Source organism: Bacteroidales bacterium, assembly GCA_012519055.1.
Lineage (GTDB): Bacteria > Bacteroidota > Bacteroidia > Bacteroidales > Salinivirgaceae > JAAYQU01.
In genome coordinates this window covers 21,208-37,842 of sequence record JAAYQU010000043.1, presented here as the reverse complement: position 1 = coordinate 37,842, position 16,635 = coordinate 21,208, and the positions used below count along the sequence as shown (strand labels likewise).

16 protein-coding genes are annotated in these 16,635 nt (G+C 36.7%); 10 read left to right on the top strand and 6 right to left on the bottom strand.

What is annotated here, in order from left to right; genetic code table 11:
* Positions 1–2 precede the first annotated feature (2 nt).
* Both GX311_08000 and GX311_07995 read right to left on the bottom strand, forming a co-directional pair.
* Positions 3–758 (bottom strand): hypothetical protein, encoded by a 756-nt coding sequence (locus GX311_08000; GenBank protein NLK16323.1) that lies wholly within the window; start codon positions 756–758, stop codon positions 3–5.
* 31 nt (positions 759–789) lie between these two features.
* Positions 790–3,372 (bottom strand): tetratricopeptide repeat protein, encoded by a 2,583-nt coding sequence (locus GX311_07995; protein ID NLK16322.1) that lies wholly within the window; start codon positions 3,370–3,372, stop codon positions 790–792.
* A 202-nt stretch (positions 3,373–3,574) separates the two neighbouring features.
* Here GX311_07995 and GX311_07990 point away from each other — a divergent pair, with 202 nt between their 5' ends.
* From GX311_07990 to GX311_07975, 4 genes are all read left to right on the top strand, one after another.
* Positions 3,575–4,111 (top strand): cupin domain-containing protein, encoded by a 537-nt coding sequence (locus GX311_07990; GenBank protein ID NLK16321.1) that lies wholly within the window; start codon positions 3,575–3,577, stop codon positions 4,109–4,111.
* A gap of 464 nt (positions 4,112–4,575) precedes the next feature.
* Positions 4,576–5,271 carry a succinate dehydrogenase cytochrome b subunit gene (locus GX311_07985; GenBank protein ID NLK16320.1) on the top strand — a complete coding sequence of 232 codons (696 nt, stop codon included), beginning with the start codon at positions 4,576–4,578 and terminating at the stop codon, positions 5,269–5,271.
* 37 nt (positions 5,272–5,308) lie between these two features.
* Positions 5,309–7,228: a fumarate reductase/succinate dehydrogenase flavoprotein subunit gene (locus GX311_07980; GenBank protein ID NLK16319.1), complete on the top strand. Its 1,920-nt coding sequence runs from the start codon at positions 5,309–5,311 to the stop codon at positions 7,226–7,228.
* A 53-nt stretch (positions 7,229–7,281) separates the two neighbouring features.
* Positions 7,282–8,025 carry a succinate dehydrogenase/fumarate reductase iron-sulfur subunit gene (locus tag GX311_07975; protein NLK16318.1) on the top strand — a complete coding sequence of 248 codons (744 nt, stop codon included), beginning with the start codon at positions 7,282–7,284 and terminating at the stop codon, positions 8,023–8,025.
* A 166-nt stretch (positions 8,026–8,191) separates the two neighbouring features.
* Here the strand turns inward: GX311_07975 and GX311_07970 are convergent, their stop codons facing one another.
* The 3 genes from GX311_07970 to GX311_07960 form a co-directional block, all read right to left on the bottom strand.
* A complete protein-coding gene (locus GX311_07970; protein NLK16317.1) occupies positions 8,192–8,680 on the bottom strand; it encodes a hypothetical protein in 489 nt (162 codons plus the stop codon).
* Between the two features lie 180 nt (positions 8,681–8,860).
* On the bottom strand, positions 8,861–9,616 hold the full coding sequence (locus tag GX311_07965; GenBank protein ID NLK16316.1) for a UDP-2,3-diacylglucosamine diphosphatase: 756 nt from the start codon (positions 9,614–9,616) through the stop codon (positions 8,861–8,863).
* A gap of 13 nt (positions 9,617–9,629) precedes the next feature.
* Entirely contained in the window at positions 9,630–10,838 is a 1,209-nt protein-coding gene (locus tag GX311_07960) for an AhpC/TSA family protein (protein ID NLK16315.1), read from the bottom strand.
* A 171-nt stretch (positions 10,839–11,009) separates the two neighbouring features.
* Between GX311_07960 and GX311_07955 the strand changes: the two genes are divergently transcribed.
* Entirely contained in the window at positions 11,010–11,390 is a 381-nt protein-coding gene (locus tag GX311_07955) for an MmcQ/YjbR family DNA-binding protein (GenBank protein NLK16314.1), read from the top strand.
* Here the strand turns inward: GX311_07955 and GX311_07950 are convergent.
* On the bottom strand, positions 11,382–11,711 hold the full coding sequence (locus tag GX311_07950) for a DUF454 domain-containing protein (protein NLK16313.1): 330 nt from the start codon (positions 11,709–11,711) through the stop codon (positions 11,382–11,384). The two genes, GX311_07955 and GX311_07950, sit on opposite strands and share 9 nt — an antisense overlap.
* Before the next feature lie 101 nt (positions 11,712–11,812).
* Here GX311_07950 and GX311_07945 point away from each other — a divergent pair, with 101 nt between their 5' ends.
* From GX311_07945 to GX311_07925, 5 genes are all read left to right on the top strand, one after another.
* Complete coding sequence (locus GX311_07945) at positions 11,813–13,030, top strand: L-serine ammonia-lyase (GenBank protein ID NLK16312.1); 1,218 nt, start codon at positions 11,813–11,815, stop codon at positions 13,028–13,030.
* 48 nt (positions 13,031–13,078) lie between these two features.
* On the top strand, positions 13,079–13,537 hold the full coding sequence (locus tag GX311_07940; GenBank protein NLK16311.1) for an arsenate reductase ArsC: 459 nt from the start codon (positions 13,079–13,081) through the stop codon (positions 13,535–13,537).
* A 114-nt stretch (positions 13,538–13,651) separates the two neighbouring features.
* Positions 13,652–14,137: an RNA polymerase sigma factor gene (locus GX311_07935; GenBank protein ID NLK16310.1), complete on the top strand. Its 486-nt coding sequence runs from the start codon at positions 13,652–13,654 to the stop codon at positions 14,135–14,137.
* Positions 14,138–14,143: 6 nt separating this feature from the next.
* The gene (locus GX311_07930) at positions 14,144–15,355 is read left to right on the top strand and encodes a hypothetical protein (GenBank protein NLK16309.1); all 1,212 of its coding nucleotides are present in this window, start codon (positions 14,144–14,146) and stop codon (positions 15,353–15,355) included.
* A 157-nt stretch (positions 15,356–15,512) separates the two neighbouring features.
* The gene (locus GX311_07925; protein NLK16308.1) at positions 15,513–16,505 is read left to right on the top strand and encodes a PorT family protein; all 993 of its coding nucleotides are present in this window, start codon (positions 15,513–15,515) and stop codon (positions 16,503–16,505) included.
* Positions 16,506–16,635: the final 130 nt, after the last annotated feature.

Here is a 16,635-nt window from a genome sequence, read left to right as displayed (position 1 = left end):
TGTTACAGTATTAATTCATCAATTTCGGCACTTATATTCGACCAAAATTTGAGTAGGTTTTGATATTCGGCCGATACATTTTCCATATGATTGTTTTCTAAATGCCCTATGATTTTATCAATGCTTGATATTGTATCTGGTTTTGCGAAATATAGAAATGATGATCGAATTGACATAAACTCCTGAATTAGCAAAGCTGCTCTTCTTTTTCTTATAAGTGTATCTATTTTTGCAAATTGAGGATTAATGCTTTCTGGAAACAGTTTCAAAATTTTTATAACCTTTTCTCTTTCGTTTGAGTAAGTTTCGAACATTATTTTTAGGTCAATATGTTCAAAGTCAGCCCATACAGGAGTTGTAAATTCTTTAGAAGCAATACCATCAGAATTAATATTATCCACATACTTATCTATTATCAGAAATAGTGTTGCAGGCTTAAAAGGTTTATCTATGGTATCGGCGATTGTTACAGCACTTGTATTTTTGGCTGAGTTTTTTGTCGATAATAATATAATGGGAACATTGTTCCTGTTATTATTGATTAACGTTTGCGTAATGCTGTTCTTAGATTGTTTAGCTATTTTATGATCAATAAATATTAGGCATAACGGTTCGTCTGTCAATATTTTTTCGATTTGAACTGTGTCGTTTGAGCAAACGGCACGTACATTTCTGTAACGTATTCTAACTAAGTCTAAAATGATGTTGCCGACCGAATACTCTTGATCGATTACCAGTATCGTGTTTTTTTCTTGCATGTTTCTTTTTGTCACTTAATATTTTTTCCGACTAAATTTTTACGCCTAACACAATAATATCATCAATTTGTCTTGTGTCTTTTTTCCACTCTTGTAAGTTTTTCTCAAGCAGTGTGGCTTGCTTTTCAATATCAGTTTCAGCTATAGACTCGATTATTTTTTTAAACCCCGAAACTAGTAATTTTCTATTTCTTGTACCACCAAATTGATCGGGGAAACCGTCTGAAAACATGAAAATTGTATCCCCTTTTTGAAGCTGAACAAAATTATTTGTAAAAGACATTTCTTCTCCGATATGTATTCCAATTGGCATTCTATCAGCATTGTATGTTGTTAGGGTTTTGTCTCTATATACCCAAAGTGGAATATTACCTCCTGCGTAGCATGCTTTGTTGGTAGAATTTTCAATTATTATCATCCCCATGTCTATGCTGTCGTTGCTACTGCCGTCGGTGTATGTGGTTTGATGTAAGTTGATACGGACTTTTTCTCTAAGGCTTCCCAATAGTTTTGCGGCATCGAAACTTGAATATTGACCTGTAAGCTCATTTAGTAGAGATACGCCCATCATACTCATAAAAGCACCTGGAACGCCGTGTCCAGTGCAATCAGCTACGACAATAACACGATAATTATTTTCGCTGTGCACCCAGTAAAAATCGCCACTAACTACATCGCGTGGCTTGAAAAACACGAAATGATCCGGGAAAAGATTGTTTATAACCGATTCAGGTGGAAGCATAGCCTTTTGTATTCTGCTTGCATAAACAATGCTGTCGGTTATTTTTTCGTTTTGACTGCTTATCTGATCCCGTTGAGCCTCTATCTCTTGCTTTTGTAGGTTTAATATTTTGTTTGTACGAATTTTTTGTCGCCAAGCAATAAAAACTGTGACAACCAAGCCCATTAGTAGAACCAGTGCCCCCAACATATAGTAGTAGCGTTGGTTTTTTTGTTTAATTTCCGAGTCTTTTAACTCTATCTCAAACTGTTTTCTTTCAAGTGCCTGAACTCGTTTTTCGTGTTCGAAACGAATCTCCATATCGGCGATCCGTTTAATAGTCTCATCTCGGTTCAGTGCCTCTTGCGATTCGTTGTACAGTTTAAAATAGCTGTGTGCTTGTTTGTAATTTCCGACAGTTTCAAAATATTTACTAAGCAGTAGACTTGCATCTTTTTTAAGTGTCCAGTCATTTATTTGTTGGGATATATTAAATGCTCCTATAGCCATATCGTAGGCACGCTTGTTCTTTTTGTTTTCCATTAGGAACTGTCCAAACTGCAACATAGTGTAGCCCTCTCCCTGTACGTCCATTATCAATTGGCGAGATGCTAAAGCCATTTTAAAATAGTACATTGTGGAATCGACATCGTTAATTTTCCATTTCAAATTGGCAATATTGTTCAGCGTTGCTGCCTGATTTCTCAAATCTCCTAAATCGGTATATAAATCGTAGGCTTTGAAATAGTAGAAGTGGGAGCTGTCAGATATATCTAAGTTTTTATACACCATACCTAAACTGTTACATGTTGCAGCCATTAACTGCTTGTTGTTCAGTTGTTCGCGAATAGTGTACGATGCTTTGTAATAATCAAGAGCTTTTGTATAATTTTTTGCAGTTAAATAGTCTCCGGCGATAAAATTTAGTGCAATAGATTCGCGCAGAGGGTTTCCGATTGATTTGTATATCTCAAGGACTGAGTTGTGATATTCAAGCGAACGGTCAATGTTGCCTAAATCGCGATAAATAAGCCCGATGTTTTCTAGCACCAAAGCTGTTTGTATTTTGTCAGAGCCTTTTTCGTATATCCTCAGGCTTTCAATATAGTTGTCTATGGCGTTGTGATAATCCTTCATTTCCCAGTACAAGCCGCCAAGACTTAGGTAGGTAAAAGCGATATTTGACTTGTTCCCCAATCGCTTTTGTAGGGATAGAGCCTCATTGAAATAAAAAACCGAGCTGTCAAAATCGCCTTTGGTTTTATATAGCGTGGCTAAATTAGTAAAACTTGATGCTATTGAAGATGAGTCAGACATGAAGTGTCTGATTGATAGGGCATTGTGAAAATTGCTTGAGGCACTGTCGTAATTGTTCAGTCTAAGGAAAACACCGCCCGAAAGTGTTAAAACATCTGCTAATCCGCTACTGTCATTCAGTTCCTGATACAGTTCCTTTGCAGTTCTGAGTGTCCGCAGCGAAGCATCATAATTACTTATATCGCGTTGAACTAATGCAAGGTTGATATATGAAGAGGCTGCGCCGGAATCGTCTGAGAGTTCTTGTCTTATACTAATGCTTTTTTGATAACTTATTCGTGCATCTTCGTACTGTCCCATGCGCCAGTTTACGCCACCTTGATGATAATATACCAATCCTACTGAAGCCGAATCGGATTTCTCCTTAGCACGCGTCATAGCCTGATTTAAAACAGCCTGAGCACTGTCAAACGAACCTTTATCGCGCCACCACACAGCAGCTTCGCACATAAGATTTACTTGTTCGTAGGTGTTTTTACCTTTCAATGACAATCTTAAAAGACTATCAGGTGGATGAATCGCAAAAGCCGAGGTTATTGACACTAAAGCAAATACTGCAGAAAAAAGTGCTTTCATATATCTCAAAATCTTTGTGCCAAGATACGAAAAGTAATGTGCTTGTCAAAAGATTAATTAAAAAAATAAATCGAGCATACTCAATTAGCAATTAATAATTTACTATCTTTACAAATCAGGATAAACCTGGACATTAAGACCTTGTTCTCATTTTTAATACATAAATAGATAGTAGCAATCAAATTTATAAATCTTTATTAGCATGAAAAAAAGTACTTTATTTTTAATTTCCGTTGCAATTTTTATTGCCAGCTGTGGTAATCCAAAAACTGAAACAATAGAGGTTGATATCAATGAATTAACTGAACAGATAGAGTTAGTGGATTATGGTGCAGAACCTATCGTTTTTGACATCGAGGATGTAACGAGCAGAAATGTAAACTTCCGTACGGCTTTCTGGACAGGCAATTTTATTCAAATGACCTTAATGACTTTACAACCAGGCGAGGATATTGGTTTAGAACTTCATACCCAGACCGACCAGTTTATTCGAGTGGAAGAAGGAAAAGGAATTGTGTATATGGGAGATACAGAAGATAATCTAGATTTTGAGCGTGAGGTAAAAGATGATTTTGCACTCTTTATCCCTGCTGGAAAATGGCACAACTTAAAAAACACTGGTGACAAGCCGCTGAAACTTTATTCGATCTATGCACCTGCTGAGCATGCACGTGGAACAGTTCATCAAACCCGAGCAGAAGGAATTGAACATGACCATGACCATGATCATGATCATTAGTCATTGGTAGTTAGTATTTACTAAGATTGTTGTTAAACTCAAGTTTAAGAGCAAGAGTGACAAATATGTCACTCTTGCTCTTTTGCTTTTGAGCGATTGGTTTATCGGAAGAAAGAAATTTGTCTGTATTATAATTAGGTCTAGCAATGTTTTTGTATATGAAGTATGACTTTTGCGGAGAATTATTTGTTTTTCTAAGCAAAAATGCGAAGAAAATTAATTTTTCTTTAGCTGTTTAGAATGCTGTAATAAGCATTTATTGTATATGTTTGCAAACAGATTATAAAAGCAATTTTGTTTGCGCTTTTTGTATATATTTGCGCCAAACCAAAACACCAAAATTTAATTAAGAAATAGATTTTTGACATTATATAATAATACCACATAAAAAGGCATAGTTCTTGGGTATATGTGATAATGTGAAATAAAGAATTAATAAACTATAAATCGTAAAATTGAAATTTATGAAGAACTTTCTGCTAACTTCATCGATAGGGAAAAAGTTTGTGGTTTCGCTATCGGGTCTTTTTTTGATGGCATTTATTACGGTTCATTTAACCGTAAATTTAATGCTTGTGATAGACGATACGGGTGATATGTATAATATCGCTGCTAATTTTATGGGAACAAACCCGATAATAAAAGTTGTTGAGCCGGTGTTGGCAATTGGTTTTTTAATACACATTGCATACACAATTACCCTTACAATTCAGAATTTGTTAGCCCGACCTAAAGGGTATGCAAAATCGCGAACTGCTGCTGGTGTTTCGTGGGCATCACGTAATATGTTCATTTTGGGTGGATTAATAGCTGTGTTTTTAGTGCTACACCTAATGAATTTCTTTATTAAAATGAAATTTACAGGAGATCCACTTTATAGTGATATTGTTGTAAATGGCGAGACAATGAAAAACAGTTATCTTTTGGTATCATCGTTATTTAAAGGCAGTCTGGTATACAGCTTATTGTATATTGCGGGTGCTATTCTGCTAGGACTTCATTTAACACATGGGTTTTGGTCGGCTTTCCAAAGTATAGGATTTAACAATGATATTTGGTTGCCACGTCTAAAAACCATCGCATTGATATTTGCAGTTGTTGTTGCAACAGGATTTGCAATAATACCAATTTACTTCAGACTATTTCAACAATGTGTGTAAGCATTATGTTAATTAAAAGATTTAAAAACATTAAGTTATGTCAAAATTAGATTCAAAAATACCTGAAGGTCCATTAGCCGAGAAGTGGACAAAACATAAAGCATCATTAAAACTTGTTAACCCTGCAAACCGAAAAAGATTAGACATTATTGTTGTCGGAACAGGTTTAGCCGGCTCGGGCGCTGCCTCAACGCTTGGTGAAATGGGATACAACGTAAAAGTATTCTGTTATCAAGACTCGCCACGTAGGGCGCACTCTGTTGCGGCACAAGGAGGTATCAACGCTGCAAAAAACTATAAAAACGATGGTGATAGTGTATTCCGTCTCTTTTTCGATATGATAAAAGGTGGAGACTATCGTGCACGTGAAGCCAATGTTTACAGGGCTGCTGAGGTTAGCAATGATGTTATCGACCACTACACCGCTATCGGAGTGCCATTTACTCGCGATTATGGCGGATTGTTAGATAATCGTTCGTTTGGTGGGGTACAAGTAAGTCGCACATTTTATGCTAAAGGGTTAACCGGACAACACTGTCTTTTAGGTGGATATGGGGCTTTAGCACGACAAATACAAGCTGGAACTGTTACGATGTATCCACGTCAAGAGATGTTAGATTTAGTTGTGGTTGATGGGAGAGCGCGTGGAATTATCACACGAAATCTTGTAACAGGCGAAATAGAGAGACACTCAGCACATGCAGTTGTTTTGGCAACAGGTGGTTACGGAACAATCTACTATCTGTCGACATTAGCGATAAATAGCAACGGTTCAGCAGCATGGAGCGCATTCAAGCGCGGTGCTTATTTCGCAAACCCAAGTTTTATACAAATACACCCGACATCAATACCTGTTCTTAACGATTATCAGGCAAAACTAACTCTGATGAGTGAGTCGCTAAGAAACGATGGTAGAGTTTGGGTTCCCAAAACAAAAGGCGATAAACGTAATCCAAACGATATCCCTGAAGATGAGCGCGATTACTATCTCGAGAGACGTTATCCATCTTACGGAAACCTTGTTCCACGCGACGTAGCTTCACGTGCCGCCAAAGAGCGTTGTGATGCAGGCTATGGAGTAGGAGAGTCAGGCTTATCGGTTTATTTAGATTTCCGTGATGCAATAAAAGAGCAAGGAAAATCAGCTATCGAAGGGAAATATGGCAACTTGTTCGAGATGTACGAAAAAATTATAGGCGAATCACCGTACAATACCCCAATGCGTATCTATCCAGCGGGACACTACACCATGGGCGGATTATGGGTTGACTATAACCTTATGACAACAATTCCTGGTCTATTTGCAATTGGAGAGTCCAACTTCTCTGACCACGGAGCTAACCGTCTGGGAGCAAGCTCGTTAATGCAATGTGCAGGAGATGGATATTTTATTTTACCATACACAATTGCCGACTATTTATCAGATCAGATACGTGTGCCCAGAATATCAAATGAGTTGCCCGAGTTTAAAGAGGCAGAAAAACAGGTCAAAGATAAAGTAGAACGTTTAATGAATGTCAAAGGAACCAAAACGGCAACATCATTCCATAAGCGTTTGGGAAAAATCATGTGGGATTACTGTGGTATGTATCGTAACGAGGAGGGCTTAAAAAAGGCTTTAGTTTTGATAAAAGAACTTGAGCAAGAGTTCTGGAAAGACCTGAGAATTACTGGCACGGCTGAAGGAGTTAACCAAGATTTGGAAAAAGCTGGTCGCGTTGCTGATTACTTCGAGTTGTCGCAACTACTTTGTCATGATGCTCTTAACAGAAAAGAGAGCTGCGGTGCGCACTTCCGCGAGGAGAGCCAAACTGATTCAGGAGAAACCAAACGCGATGACGAAAATTTTGCATACGTTGCTGCATGGGAATATAAGGGCAAGGAACAAGAGCCTGTGATGCATAAAGAAGAACTTAAGTTTGAATATGTTCAGTTGCAAGAGAGAAGTTATAAATAATTGTATAATTAGTTTTATTGGATATTTCTAAAAAATATAAAAACAGTTAAAAAATGAATATCACACTTAAAATATGGCGACAACAAAATGCTAAAGCCAAAGGTAGATTTGAAACCTATAATCTAGACAACGTTTCTGTAGAAATGTCTTTCCTTGAAATGTTAGACTATCTTAATAGTACTTTGGTTGAAGCAGGCAAGGAGCCTGTTGCATTTGAAAGCGATTGTCGCGAAGGTATTTGCGGTTGTTGTGGCCTGTATATAAACGGACACCCACACGGCAAATTAGGAAAAATCACAACTTGTGAACTTTACATGCGTGAGTTTAAAGATGGCGACACCATTACTGTAGAACCATGGCGTTCAGGAGCTTTTCCTGTAATCAAGGACTTAATAGTTGATCGTAAAGCTTTTGAAAAAATCATGTATGCAGGTGGATTTATATCTGTAAATGCTGGTGCAGCCCAAGACGCAAACGCCATTCCTGTAAATAAGCACCATTTCGAACTTGCTTTTGATCCCGCTTCATGTATTGGTTGTGGTGCGTGTGTTGCAGCATGTAAAAATGCTTCGGCAATGTTGTTTGTGTCGGCAAAAGTATCGCACTTGGCACTACTTCCTCAAGGAAAACCTGAAGCTGCAAGGCGCGCCAAAGCAATGGTTGCAAAAATGGACGAACTTGGATTTGGAAACTGTACAAACACTGGAGCCTGCGAGGCTGAATGTCCCAAAGGTATTACTATTGCTAACATCGCACGTTTAAATAGAGAGTTTTTGTCAGCGAAGTTCAAAGATTGATAAAGGGTTAAAATTTTATAAATTTATAAGTAAAAAGCGGTTACTAAGTTTATCGAAGTGACCGCTTTTTTGACTTTTAACTTAATTTTGTTTCGCTGCTTTTTCTTATTGCAGCTATGTTAAAAACGTGAAATGTAACTTTCTCCGACCCCGAAATTTTCTTTTCTTACGTCAGAAAGTGCATAGAGGCATAAAGTCTATCTGCAATTTTATCGTGAGGAGATGCAAGGGGATTCTCTTCCAGATATAACTCCTTCAAACTCGGCAATTCGTTGTATGACACAGGAAGAGTGCGAATAGAACAGTAGCTTGCATCTAATGTTTTAAGTTCTGTTAAAGAGCCCATTGTTTGTGGGAGTTCTGTAATACGGTTATGACTAACATCTAAAAGTTTTAATTTTTTGAGGTTGCCAACTTCTGGTGGTAAAACGTCTATTTCGTTTTTCATCAACAGTAAACTCTTTAAGTTAGTGAGGTTCCCAATTTCAGGGGGTAAGTTTGATATTTTGTTGTAGCTAAAATCTAAATATTCAAGATCGGTAAGTTTGCCAATTTCGTGTGGTATTTCTGTTATATCCCTGTTTGACAGGTCAATACTTCGCAAATTGTTGATTTTAGCGTTATTAATAAATTCAAGTATATCGTCGTGTTCCATTGGAAAGTGTTCTCCTATTAATTGAGCATAACAAAGATACATTAAAAATCAGTTCGAAAGGTAAGGTTTACGTATGATTTGGTCTATTTTATCAAAAAAGTATGATTGAGACAAACCTATTTTGATTTTTTGTATCTAATAATGGCAATATAATTAATTGTTTAATGCAACAATGCAAGTTTATTGTTTTTCGTAAAATTTTAGGTAAAACTCTTTACCATCAAAAACACCATAACTAAATAGTGTGAGCCAATCACCAAGGTTAATAAACCGTGCTCTATCGTTGCAAATAGTCATATCAATAGGTCGGTGGCGATGACCGAAAATGTAATAATCGTGGTGTTGTTCTTTTTCTATCGCCTTGGCGAAATTTAGTAAAATATCGTTTTCTTCGTCCAAGGTGTCGGCTACAACACCTTTAGCATAGCGACTTTTGTTGCTCCAGCTATGTGCCAACCAAAGTGCAAAGTTTGGATGTAGTCGTGAGAAAAGCCAATGTAGAACACGGTTTGTAAATATCCATTTAAGTACTTTGTAACCTCTGTCGCCTTTCCCTAATCCGTCTCCGTGTGCTAAATAGAATGTTTTGCCGGAAAACTCGGTAATAAATGGTTCGCGATGTAAAATAATCCCAGCCTCCGTGGTCAAATAGTCGCGTATCCATAGATCGTGATTTCCTGTAAAAAAATGTACTTTTATGCCTCTGTCAGTAAAATCGGCTAAGCGTCCAATAGTTCTCGTGTAGCCACGAGGAACCACACGTTTATATTCAAACCAAAAGTCGAAAATATCACCTAATAGAAACAGCTCTCTAACGTCATCTTTTATGGAATCGAGCCACGAAACAAAAATCATTTCGCGTTCTCTTCCTTCTTTGAGACTTGGAAAGCCTAAATGTGCATCAGAGGCAAAATATATTTTTTTCTCTTCTATCATTTAACGCTGCATTCTATTCTGACACTGTGCTTACTGTTGGTTCAACAACTTTACGAGGAATATATGGGAAAATTTCTCGGAGTTTTTTAGTCAACTCATCGCCGTATATATCGCGTGCAATTATTACTCCTTGTGGATCTATTAGAAAATTTGAAGGTATTCCCTCTATGTTGTAATCTTTTGCTGCTTGATTGTCCCAAAATTTTAGATCACTGACGTTTGCCCAGCTTAAATAATCTGCTCGTATTGCTTTCTGCCACTCCGATTTATCTTTGTCTAACGACACTTGATAAATAGCAAAATTTCGCCATCTGAATATGTTGTAATTTCTCAAGAGATTTTGATTTTCTAGCCGGCAAGGCTTACACCAAGATGCCCAAAAGTCGATAAGTACGTACTTGCCACGTAGTGACGAGAGTTTGAGAGTGTCGCCATTTACATTTGGTAATGATATTTCCGGAGCGACGCTACCTACTTCCAATCTTTGTTCAGCTGTAAGATTGTTTTTTATACGGGTTTCATTGGCTTCGACAAAGGTTCTTATGGTGTTTGCAATTGTTGTTTCAGGAAAGTCAGCATTTACCATAGAGTCCACCATTTTAAACCATTGTGAATCAGCAGTTGGGTTAAATAGCTTATTTACTCCAAGTTGCATTGATAGCGCAACATATGACACTAACGATGATTTATTCTCTTTTATAACTGATTCTAAATAAGCTCTTTGTTTATCTCTGATTACGATTGCTTCAGAGTTCAGCTGTTCCATTATTTGAAGCAGTCTGGGGCTATTCTCGTTGGTTTTATATACCATGTTAAGACTATCTATTATGATATTGTCGAGCCAATTGGCATACATAACTTCACGTAATATTTCTGAATGAGGACTTCCTTCAACTCTGTATGTTGCCAGTAAATCGGCGGCATCAGCTGTTATTATAGCTGTTTCGTCGGGTAAGAGTAGTAGTCTTAAATAATTCTCCTGGTCGAAATACAAAAGTAAATCTTTAGGCTCCTCAATATCCACAAAGAATTGAAAATCACCGTTAACTGATAGTTGTACGCTATCAGGTTTTGAGCCTTTTTTCGACAAATCGAGCAAATAAACTATTTTTTCCCCACCTTCATAAATCGACCCTTTTATTTGTGGTTCGGTCTCGCCTCCAATGCAGGAACTGACTAATAGCATTGTAGAGAGTATGGATATTGAAAAAAATGTTCTCATTGTTTTTGATATAAGTTTAATGTTAAATAAATTTTCTGTAATTTGCGTTGTTGATATATAATTATGCAAAAATAAATTTTTTTAATGGTATTACCGCAAAATGATTGTCTGTTTTGATTTATACCGTGAGTTTACTTTTAAACAATAGTATGTTTATTTAGATAAAAAGCTATGATAATCAACGAATTAAATGTAGAAACAATACGCGAGTACTGTATTCAAAAGCCCTTCACTACAGAAGAATTTCCATTTGACGATGTTACTTTAATCTTCAAAGTTGGCGGAAAAATGTTTGCTATGATACCGCTGGACGAACCTAGGCTGGTAATTTCTCTAAAATGCTCACCGGAACGTTCTGTAGAACTGCGCGAGAAATACGACTCCATTCAGCCTGCATATCACATGAATAAAAGGCACTGGAATATGATTTTCATAGACGGCTCAGTTCCTAAAAAATTGATTGTTGAATTAATCGACCACTCTTATGATTTGGTTTTCAATAAATTGCCACGTAAAAAGCAGTCAGAGTTAAAAAATGACCAGTTACTTTAATTTCGCAATGTGTGCTGTAACTCCAATTCCAACAGCAAGTAATATTAGCAGTAACCACCATTTGTGACAGACAAATATTGCACTTATTGACAAAGCCAACCATAGAAACATTATAGTGCGAATTTTTGTTGTTTTCGGAACAGGTTGGTTGTTAATATAGGGCTCTACATACTTTTTTAATATCCTGCAACTAAAAATTCTCTCTTTTAACTTTGGGGAGCTATGCGTAAAAAAGAATATTGCAGCCAATAGCAGAGGGGTTGTAGGCAGAAGCGGAACAAATATTCCAACAATACCTATTGCTGTGCATAATAATCCCATAAATATAAACACCCATTTTTTCATATGTGTTCTTAAACAGAAAAACGCAAGCATGCAAAATATCGAAAATTTTTGCCAAATTTGCAATAAATTTATAATATATGGAAAGTATCAAATCAATATATCGAATTGGCAATGGTCCGTCAAGTAGCCACACTATGGGACCACGCAAAGCATCGCTAATGTTTCTTGAAAGATGTGGAGATGCACATAAATATAGAGTTACTCTTTATGGAAGCCTTGCAGCTACAGGTGAGGGGCACTTAACAGATGTCGCCATTATTACAGTCTTTAAAGATGCTGGAAAAGAGATAGAAATAGTGTGGAAACCTGATGTTTTTCTTCCACGACATCCAAATGCAATGCTATTTGAAGCGTTGAACGAAGCCAATGAGGCAATCGACAGTTGGACAGCTTACAGCATAGGCGGTGGAGCAATTGTTGATGAAACATCGGAAGCGGAAAAAGGTAACGAGCGTTATCCGTTTAAGGATATGCATAACTTATTGGCATACTGTAACTCCAACGGTCTTACAATGTGGGAGGTTGTCAAAAAATATGACGAGAAAGATGTAATGGACTATTTGGGAAAAGTGTGGGAAATAATGCAAGATGCCATTCATCGGGGATTAGAGAATGAGGGTGTTTTACCTGGATCTCTGAAATTGCCACGTAAGGCAGCTAGATTACACGTAAAAGCTAATGCTTACAAGGGAACTTTGCAAAAACGTGCAATACTATTTGCATACACCTTAGCAGTTTCTGAAGAAAACGCTGCCGGGGGTTTAATTGTAACCGCTCCAACCTGTGGCAGTTGTGGAGTTTTGCCGGGCGTTCTTTATTATCTTAAAACGCAACATAATTTTACCGATCATAAGATTTTAAGAGCTTTAGCTACTGCGGGTTTAATAGGAACAATCGTAAAACAAAATGCAAGCATTTCAGGAGCGGAGGTGGGTTGTCAAGGAGAGATAGGTACGGCGTGTGCAATGGCTTCGGCAGCGACCACGCAACTTTTTGGAGGTACAATTTTTCAAATTGAATATAGTGCCGAAATGGGCTTGGAACACCATCTTGGATTAACATGTGACCCTGTCGGGGGATTGGTTCAAATACCTTGTATTGAGAGAAATGCATTTGCTGCAGCTCGTGCTTTGAATCATAATGCCTATGCAATATTAGGCGATGGGCGTCATAGGATAAGTTTCGATAAAGTGGTTGAGACAATGAAAAAAACAGGTCACGATTTACCAAAAATATATCGTGAAACCTCCGAAGGTGGATTGGCGCGTTACAGTGGATTAGCTGATGATTTTTAGTATAAACCTTTTTCGATAATTCCGAAATCCGAAATCCGAAATTTCAAAATGTCAACAAGAATCCTATTAATCTGCGATACCAACGATTGTTTAAGCCAAATAGCTGAGGCTTACCTTAAAAGTTTTGATAGTCGGTTAGAAGTGTTTTCGGCAGGAATTAAGCCGTCAAAAGAGGTCAACACACTTGCAATTCAAGTGATGAACGAAGTTGGAATTGATATAAGTAATAATACTGCAAAATCTGTAAATCAGTTTGTTACTGAGCAGTTTGATTATGTTATAACCTTATCAGATGGTGCCAACAAAAACTGTCCACAATTTGAGAATGGTGTTAAAAATCGTTGGCATTTGGCATACGAAGATCCTACAAAAACAGATGATGATAAAGAAAACCTATTAATGCTTTTCAGACAAACTCGCGATGATTTGCATACAGGTTTTCTCTCTTTTTACAGAACCCAGATACAAGGTCACCGAGAATGTAGTTGTGGAAATTGTAATTCATAATGTTTATTTTTCTGAAAATCAGTCGGTTAGTTTTTTTTGGTTATAAAAGATCTAAAAGTTTTGTAACTATTTCCTAATAAGAACGTCTATTGGTTGTTTGCAACTTAAATCGAAATGACAGTAGAAGAGTATAACCAAAGTGTAGATAAATATTCGGACGGAATATACAGGTTTATTCTCAAGAATTTACGAGACACCGAATATTCACGCGATATAGTTCAAGATGCCTATGAACGACTGTGGAAAAACTTGGCAAATGTATCGGGCGAAAAGGTGAAATCATATCTGTTTACAACAGCCTATCATATTATGATTGACCATATTAGAAAAAATAAACGTGTTGATCATGTTGATGAATTTTCCGGCAGGCACATAAAAGACTACACTCAATACTCTGATTTGCAAGAGATTTTACACCAAGCAGTTGATAAGTTGCCACAAGTGCAAAAATCGGTTGTTTTATTGCGCGACTACGAAGGATACTCATACGAGGAGATAGGAGAAATTACAGGACTTAATGAAAGTCAGGTAAAAGTATATATCTATAGGGCAAGAGTGTTTTTGAGAAATTATATAGGAAGTTTAGAAACTGTAATTTAACCGACCATGATAACACGAGATAATTACGAGTTGTTCATTGTTGAATATATTGACGGATGTCTAAACGAACAACAAATAGCAGAACTAAGAGCCTTTTTATTGAAAAATCCAGATATTAAGGCTGAGTTTAAAAATATATCAACAGTAATACTGAAACCACAAACAGAAGAGTTCGACAACTCTTTTCTGAAAAAACAGATTGGAGACCTTGAATTTACAAAGGATAATGCTGATGAGCTAATTATAAGCTTTATTGAAAACGACTATCCTAAAGATAAAGAGTCAGAACTTTTAGATTGGATTAATAGTTCCGATGATTTAAAAAATAATTTTCACTTATTCAATAAGTTACGTCTGTCGGACAACAATACTTCAATAGAAGAAAAATCCTTTTTATATAAGTTGCCTGATTTTGAAAATGATAAAATCAGCCACGAAAATGCTCAAATATTTGCCGTGGCAGGAGCAGAGGGGGATTTAAGTGTCTCAAAATCTGACGAATTGAATAGATGGATATCTGAAAATAAAGCAGGCGAAGTTAAAGAGTTTGACTTTGAAAAACTAAAAATCAAGCCCGACTACAATATCACTTTCGACTCGAAAAACAGACTATACAAAAAAGGCACTACTATTAGAAGAATTGTTTTATACAGTACTTCAATAGCAGCAGGGTTAGCACTTTTATTTGGTATTTGGAACAGTAATACAAATAGAAACGAAAACATATTTATAAATCAACCCGTTGCTACAACAGAGCCGGAGGAGATAAAAGAAGTTGTTGATACTGAAAATGTAGAGGAAAATGTTTTGGTTCTTGTGTCAGAGACTAAAAGTCAAGAGCCACAAAGAGAAACGAGTGAACGGTTCATTAATAGAGCAGATAAAATTGAAAAACTATCAGGTATAGAAATAGATTTAGCAGAAAATCTGTTAATAATTCCAGAAGAAGTAAATATGCAGCTTAGCGTTTATGAAACGGAGCTTGCCTCTGCGTATGAGCCTGAAACAGAGGAAAATATCACTGAAAGTGAAGATATTTATGATGATAACGAACCTAACAGAAGATTTAGTTTTAAAAATATTGTGCAATGGGGTGTTGAAAAAATAGCGAGCAGCCCAAGACGAGTGGATGTTGAACGTAGATATGATGAAGAAAGTGACTCATACTATTTTGCACTTCAAACGCCTCTTTTTGCCATAGAAACTACGAGAAGGTAAATTAATAGAAATAGAAACAAAAAAATTATAAACATATGAAACGAACATGCCAACCTTCTACGAAGGTAAAAGGTAAAAGTAGAAAGAAATTTTGTAAACTTTTAACTGTACCGCATGTAAGTTCCATATGATCATAAACTGATAAAATTATAAACTTATGAAAACAATTATTATTAGCACAATTCTAACATCTTTCGCCATTACCGCCATGGCACAGGATGTTACTGAAACAAAAAAAGCTACTGTTGCTGACACCGTAAAAGTTACTGTTACCGAAACTGCAAAAGTTTATGTCACCGACTCGGCTATTGTTACAAACATAACAAGTAACAGGGTCGAAACCAGCGGAGGTAAAGAAATCTCAGATAGCACAAAAAAATCTATAATTACAATACATCCAGACAATGCTTCTGACACTACCCGCTTGAAAATTGGTAGCACCGAAGTACTTATACTTGAAGACCGTGGTTCCAAATCAAAAGACAAATATGAGTGGAAAGAGTCTAGTCGTAAGAGAAAAAAATCAAGATTTGAGGGACATTTATCGTCTCTTAATTTCGGAGTAAATCTCTTTTCAACCAAATCGTTAAGTCTTACTTTGCCTGATGAGGCTAGTTTTCTAGAGCTTGACGAAGGGCGTTCATTTGAGTTCGGTATAAATGCGTTTCAAATCAATATGCCACTTGTTTCGAGACACTTAGGCTTTGTTACTGGAATTGGAACAAAATGGAATAACTTCCGTTTTGAAAATAGCAATACAAAACTCGATAATACTAAGCCTGTATTAGACTATACGCTTGATTCGGCTGGAAATTGGTATAAAAGCAAATTAAATATTTGGACAGTCAATGTCCCGGTGATGCTGGAATTTCAAACTCGATTAGGAGGAGACTCTTTTTGGATTGCGGGTGGTGCTTATGGTTCGTTAAAAATCAGTTCGAAAAATAAGCTAAAAAGCAACGAAAGAAGAAAAAAATATGTTGAAAAAAGAGATTACCACATCAACCCGCTACAATATGGTTTGATGGCGTATGCAGGCTATTCTAACTTTGGAATTTACGCGACATATTCGCTCTCGCAACTATTTAAAAAAGGCGAGGGTCCTGAAATTTACCCTTTATCAGTTGGGATTACTCTAACTTTTAATTAAGACAAAAGCTGCAGTAACAGTAGAATTTTCTAACTTAATCGCATAAACATAGCACTTAAGAGTGCTTGAGGTAGAGCTTGTTGTAAAATTATTTTACGGCAAGCTCTACTAGATTAGTAGTGTTATGTAA